Raw genomic sequence first — 5877 nt, 5'->3', positions numbered from 1 at the left:
TGGGTTCTTTAGACGCCCGGCGCGGCGTGGGCCTGGGGTGGGCGGGGCTCCGATTGCGGTCCGGAGCCTTCGCTCCGGACTTCCCCGTGCTCAACCTCGTCCGCCTTCGGCTCCCTTCGGTTTCCGCCGGGCGCATCTAAACGCCCCGCCCACCCCAGGCCCACGCCACACCGGGCTCGAGTTGCCTGATCTTTACGGGCGCCGGGGCGACTTGAGTTCTGAAGGTTCTTGCACACACTGGTGAGGAAGAGAAGCGTCTTGCGGGGCCCGCCCCCGGGCGGCCGCGCGGGCGGCCTTCGTGGGCTTACGCGGCGTCTTGCGCCGTGGTGATGACGCTTCGCGTGTGGCTACTTCTAGGTCAGGTGTCTGACACCCAGGTGAGATTCGCGTCATACCAAGCGCATCTCCCGAGGGTGTCAGACACCGTCAGCGATGACGCTTCGCGTGTGGCTGCTTCTGCGTCAGGTGTCTCTTCTGCCTTAGGTGTCTGACACCCTGGTGAGATTCGAGTCATACCAAGCGCATCTCCCAAGGGTGTCAGACACCGGCAGCGGCAGACGCTCTCGCGACTTCACGCGGCGCCGACCCTAATCGTCAATTGAACTCCAGTGCCCGATGGGCGGCGCGCGTATAGGTCGGCAAGTTGTGGCAGGTCGTCATCGCGCGCCGCCCATCACCGCCCCTCCCCCCGTGACGACGCCTAGCAAACCAACCACCACCAGCGCGCAAGCGCACACCGCCACGACGTCCCCCCGACCCAATGCCGGGTTGCCGCCGTCCGGGCGGCAACCCGGCGGCCCCGCAAATCCCCTTCCCTGCACACAGGTCTTACAGCGCCCCAAACCAAAGACCCTCGTAGCACGGCGTCGTGGTCACCGGGGAGGCGAGCGCCGTCGATGCGCCCGAGGGAATCTGAAGGGAGCCGAAGGCGGACGAAGATGACGAAGGGGACGTCCGGAGCGAAGGCTCCGGACCGCAATCGTGGGCGATCGCCTCCCCGGTGACCGCGGCGTCGGGCGACCTACTGTGACTGCAACGCCCTAAGGTGAACGCGGCGCGAAGCGACCTAACGCCCCCCCAAACGCCAACCGACCTACAAACGTTGGTGCATACCAGGCAACACCGTGATCCCCTGCACGGACCTACCGCCCCGCCCCCCACCCTCCTACGATGAACCCGTCACCCCACCAAGGACAAACCATGTCAAACCTCAAGAAATTCGCATTGCCCTTCATCGCCACAGCCGCGTTACTCACCCAGCCCGCTCAAGCCGCCTCCCATCACGCCCAGGCCACGCCCAAGCCAACCGACCCCGTCGTCACCGAAGTAATGACAAAGGCCCTGCCAGACATCCCCGGCAAGGAAGCCCTGATGCTCGTCGTCGACTACCCGCCCGGCGGCGCAGACCCCGTCCACCGCCACGACGCCTCCGCCTTCGTCTACGTCCTGGAAGGCACGATCGTCATGCAGGTCAAGGGCGGCAAGGAAGTCACCCTCAAGCCCGGCCAGACCTTCTACGAAGGCCCCGACGACATCCACACCGTGGGGCGCAACGCCAGCCAGACTGAGCCGGCCAAGTTCGTGGTCGTCCTCATCAAGAAGCAGGGCGCGCCCGCGCTGACCCCGGTCAAATAGGGACACCGCGGCCGGATGCCGCCCCTCGGACCGTCAGCAGGCCTTCCCCCCGGGGAAGGCCTTTTTTTTGCGCCTGATGTCACAAGATTGCGGCGCGCGCCGTCTTAGCTGTAGGATCAACCCACTTGCGGCGCCGCCACCATGTCGACACCCTGCCCTCCCTCCTCGGACACCCCTTCGATCGGACCGGATTCCCTGGCCGACAGCTTTGCCACCAGCTATGCCGGTGTCATGGCTTTCATCGCCGTCGCCGCCGAAGGCAACTTTGCGAAGGCGGGCGACCGGCTTGGCATCGGCCGCTCGGCCGTCAGCCGTAGCGTGCAAAAGCTCGAAGACCAGCTCGGCACCCGCCTGTTCGTGCGCACCACGCGCAGCACCTCGCTCACGCCCGAGGGCCAGCGCTTCTACGAACAATGCCACCCCGGCGTCGAGCGCATCATCCAGGCCCTGGACGACATGCGCGATCTGCGCGAAGGCCCGCCGTCGGGCCAGTTGCGGGTATGCGCCACCGTGGGTTTCGGCCGCAAGGTCGTTGCCCCGCTGCTCAAGGGGTTTCGCGAGGCCAACCCCGGCATCTCGGTCGAGCTGCTGCTGGACGACGGCCCCACCGACTTCACCACCGACCGGGTCGACGTGTCCTTCCGCAACGGGCGCATGGAAGACAGCCAGGTGATCGCCAAGAAGATCATCCCGATGCAGATGATGCTGTGTGCCTCGCCCGCCTATGCCGCCGCGCACGGCCTGCCCGCCAGCGTCGACGACATCGCCGACCATGCCTGCGTGAATTTCAAGCTGGCGTCGGGCCGCGTGTTCGAGTGGGAATTCAAGGTGGCCGGCCAGCTACGCAAGGTGGCGCCGCCCGCCATGCTGACGTTCAACGACGCCGATCTGGTGCTGCAATCGGTGCTGGATGGTCACGGCATTGCGCAGATGGCCGCCTACCAGGTCTGCGACCACCTGCGCGCCGGCACGCTGGTCGCCTGCCTGCCGCAATACGCGCCCGAGGACCGTGGCCATTACCTGTGTTTCCTGAGCCGCCAGCACCTGCCGGCGCGCATGCGCGTGTTCATCGACTACATGACCGAACAGATCCGCGCGATGGACCTGCAGATACTGGACAGCATGCTGGTGAAGCAGGCGTGAAGCAAGACGCGCTACTGCGTCAGCGCGACCACGCTTTCAATACCGCCCTGCGCCATTTTGGAATACGGACAGAGGCGTTCGGTGTTGCGCACCAGTTCCTCGGCAAGGGCCTTGTCCAGGCCGGGCAGGTGGATGTTGACGTCCGCGGTCAGCGCAAACAGGCCATCGACCGGGTCTCGCCCGAACGAAATGGTGGCCGTGACCGAGGCCTCGGGAATCGACAGGCCCGACCGCTCGGCCAGCATGCTCAGCGCGCCGTGAAAACACGCGGCGTAGCCGGCGGCAAACAACTGTTCGGGGTTGGTGCCCCCGCCCGTGCCGCCCAGCTCCACCGGCAGCCGCAATTCCACGATCAGTTCGCCATCGTCCGAGATGGCGATGCCGGAGGCGCGGCCATGCGCGGCCTCCCCGCCGCGCACCGTCACGCTGGTGGTGTACAGGGGACGGAAGTCGCCGCCCCGGTACTTGTCCAGGAGGCTTTGGGGAGGAGGCCGCAGTTTGCTCATGAAGGTCCTTGTGCCCGCCGCTACTTTCTTGCGCCCGAACGGCTGAACCAGGTTTCGAAATCGATCTCGCCCAGGCGCGGGCTGGATCCCGGCACCAGCGTGCCGTCGTCGAGCAGCGCGCCAAAGTAGCGCACGCCGGCGTCCGCCTGCACGGTGCGAGTGTCCCCGATTCTACCCATGTAGCGTTGCGCCAGTTCCGACAACCTGACCTTCTCGGGACCGGCGATTTCCACGATGCCGTTCACCGGCGCGCCCAGCGTGGCGTCGGCCATGGCCAGCGCCACGTCGTCGGACGCGATCGGCTGCACATAGGCGGACGACAACCGCACCTCGTCGCCCTGCGTGCCCGATTGCACGATGCCGCCCAGGAACTCGAAAAACTGCGTGCTGTGCACGATGGTGTACGGCAGGCCGGCGGCCTCGATCAGGTCTTCCTGCGCGATCTTGCCGCGGAAGTACCCGCTTTCGGCCAGGCGGCGCGTGCCGACCACCGACAGCGCGACGTGATGGCGCACGCCGGCGCGCTTCTCGGCGGCCAGCAGGTTGCGGCCCGAGGTCTGGAAGAATTCCAGCACGGCCTTGTCTTCGAAAGACGGCGAGTTGGCGACGTCGACCACCACGTCAACGCCGGCCAGGGCCGCATCCAGGCCTTCGCCCGTGATGGTGTTCACGCCGGTGGCGGGCGAAGCGGCGATAGCTTCATGGCCGCGGTCGGTAAGCAGCTTGACGAGCTTGGAGCCGATCAGGCCCGTGCCGCCGATGACGAGGATTTTCATGATCGTTCCTTAGTTGAATTGGGCCTTGTCCAGCCCGTATGCCTTGTCGGCCGAGCCCGGAACCGTCTGGAAGCCCACGTTCAGGCGGTTCCAGCCGTTGATGGCCATGATGGCAAAGCTGAGGTCCGAGATTTCCTTTTCGGACAGTTCACCGCGCACGCGCTCGTACACCTCGGTGGGCACGCCGTGCACGCCCAGCGTGGTCAGCGCTTCGGTCCATGCCAGGCACGCCCGTTCGCGCGTCGAAAACTGGTTCGATTCGCGCCAGATGGCGACGTGGTGCAGGCGCAGTTCGCGTTCGCCGGCGATTTTGGCCTGCTTGATGTGCATGTCCAGGCAGAAGGCGCAGCCGTTGATCTGCGAAGCGCGGATGTCGACCAGGGTCAGGATGGACTCCTCGATCGCGCCGGCCTTGGCCAGCATGCTGAATTCGACAAATTTCTTGAACAGTTCGGGCGACTGGGCAAAGGCGTTGAGACGTTGGCTCATGGTGACTCCTGGGTGGGTTGGGCGCTTCCCCGATGGACTTACGGGGGTGTTGCGCTGGTTTGTTCGACGCCCAAATCGTAGGCCGGCGCGCAGCGCGGCAGTAGCCCCGGCAGAGGGACCACGATGTTGCCGCAATGACAACAATCGGCCCGCGCGATCACGCCGAAAATACCCTGGCAATCAAGGCTCGCGCCCGGAAATCAACATGAACAGAAACGCTATCTCGATGCAGGACATCCACTACTTCGTGGAAGTCGCCAAGCGCGGCAAGCTGTCCGCCACCGCCGCCGAACTCGGCATCCCCGTGGCCACGCTGTCTCGGCGGCTGACGCAGCTGGAGCAGACGCTGGGATACAAGCTGCTGAACCGCACCACCCGCAGCATCGGCCTGACGGCGATCGGCCAGCAGTATTTCGACCAGTGCGCAGTGCACGTCGAAGCCGCCCTGTCTGCGCACGAAAGCATCCATTCCAGCCTGAATCATCTGGCCGGCACCCTGCGTGTGTCGGTGATGCCGGGGCTGACCATGATCCTGCCGGCGGTGCTGAAGGAACTGCGCGAAACCTATCCGCAGATCTCGTTCGAGGTGGAGCTCGGCTCGGCCGGCGCCGCCCGCAACGGCCAGCCCTTCGACCTGATGCTGCGCACGGGCGAGCTCGAGGATTCCGCGCTGATCCAGAAACACGTCGCGCAGGTGCAATGGATTCTCGTGGCGGCCCGCAGCTATCTGGACCGCTTCGGGCGCCCGACCTGCCCGGAAGACCTGGGCCTGCACGAGCGCATCGTCACGGGCGGCCTGCCGGACTGGACGCTGGGCGAAGGCGACAGCCTGCTGAATGTTCGCGGACCGACCCACATCGGCACGAACAGCGCGGCGCTGGGCGTGCAGCTGGCCACCGCCGGGCTGGGGATCGCCTGGATGCCCAGCCATCAGGCGCTGTCGCAAACGCTGCGGGAACTGGCGCTGGAACAGATCCTGCCCGACTGGAAACTGCCGCCGGCCACCATCTACGCCCTATCCGACAACCGCGTCACGCCGGCGCGGGCAAAGGTGTTTCTGGATACGCTGCAACGGCATCTGGGGGTGAATTAGCGCCGAATTAGCTCGCATCCCGGCGTCCGAAGCATTCTTGCCCCGGTGTCTGACACCCGGGTGAGATCACCTTCATCCTGCCCCGCCGCATCAAGGGTGTCAGACACCTCCATTACAAACGTGCCCTCGGCGTCCCCCGGGTGTCTGACACCCTGGTGAGACAACCTTCATCCTGCGCCACCGCAGCAAGGGTGTCTGACACCCCCATTACAAGCGTGCGCTAGGCGCCCCCGGG

At 65.8% G+C, this 5877-nt stretch carries 6 protein-coding genes; 3 read left to right on the top strand and 3 right to left on the bottom strand.

Annotated elements, in window-relative coordinates:
• Positions 1-1200 precede the first annotated feature (1200 nt).
• Complete coding sequence (locus RT697_RS21650) at positions 1201-1635, top strand: cupin domain-containing protein (protein ID WP_313701676.1); 435 nt, start codon at positions 1201-1203, stop codon at positions 1633-1635.
• A gap of 141 nt (positions 1636-1776) precedes the next feature.
• Positions 1777-2778, top strand: coding sequence for a LysR family transcriptional regulator (locus tag RT697_RS21645; RefSeq protein WP_313701675.1), 1002 nt, complete (start codon positions 1777-1779; stop codon positions 2776-2778).
• Between the two features lie 11 nt (positions 2779-2789).
• On the opposite strand, the gene RT697_RS21640 is transcribed toward RT697_RS21645, so the two are convergent.
• The 3 genes from RT697_RS21640 to RT697_RS21630 are packed head-to-tail and all read right to left on the bottom strand — an operon-like array spanning position 2790 to position 4549.
• Positions 2790-3284, bottom strand: a complete 495-nt coding sequence (locus RT697_RS21640) for an Ohr family peroxiredoxin (RefSeq protein WP_313701673.1) — start codon at positions 3282-3284, stop codon at positions 2790-2792.
• 20 nt (positions 3285-3304) lie between these two features.
• On the bottom strand, positions 3305-4060 hold the full coding sequence (locus tag RT697_RS21635; protein ID WP_313701671.1) for an SDR family oxidoreductase: 756 nt from the start codon (positions 4058-4060) through the stop codon (positions 3305-3307).
• Between the two features lie 9 nt (positions 4061-4069).
• Positions 4070-4549, bottom strand: coding sequence for a carboxymuconolactone decarboxylase family protein (locus RT697_RS21630; protein ID WP_313701669.1), 480 nt, complete (start codon positions 4547-4549; stop codon positions 4070-4072).
• A 205-nt stretch (positions 4550-4754) separates the two neighbouring features.
• Between RT697_RS21630 and RT697_RS21625 the strand changes: the two genes are divergently transcribed.
• Positions 4755-5642 carry a LysR family transcriptional regulator gene (locus RT697_RS21625; RefSeq protein WP_313701668.1) on the top strand — a complete coding sequence of 296 codons (888 nt, stop codon included), beginning with the start codon at positions 4755-4757 and terminating at the stop codon, positions 5640-5642.
• Positions 5643-5877 lie beyond the last annotated feature (235 nt).

It is taken from the genome of Achromobacter sp. (assembly GCF_032113835.1).
GTDB lineage: Bacteria > Pseudomonadota > Gammaproteobacteria > Burkholderiales > Burkholderiaceae_B > Achromobacter.
Note: the sequence above shows the minus strand (reverse complement) of the source record. Positions and strands in the feature narration are given on the sequence as shown.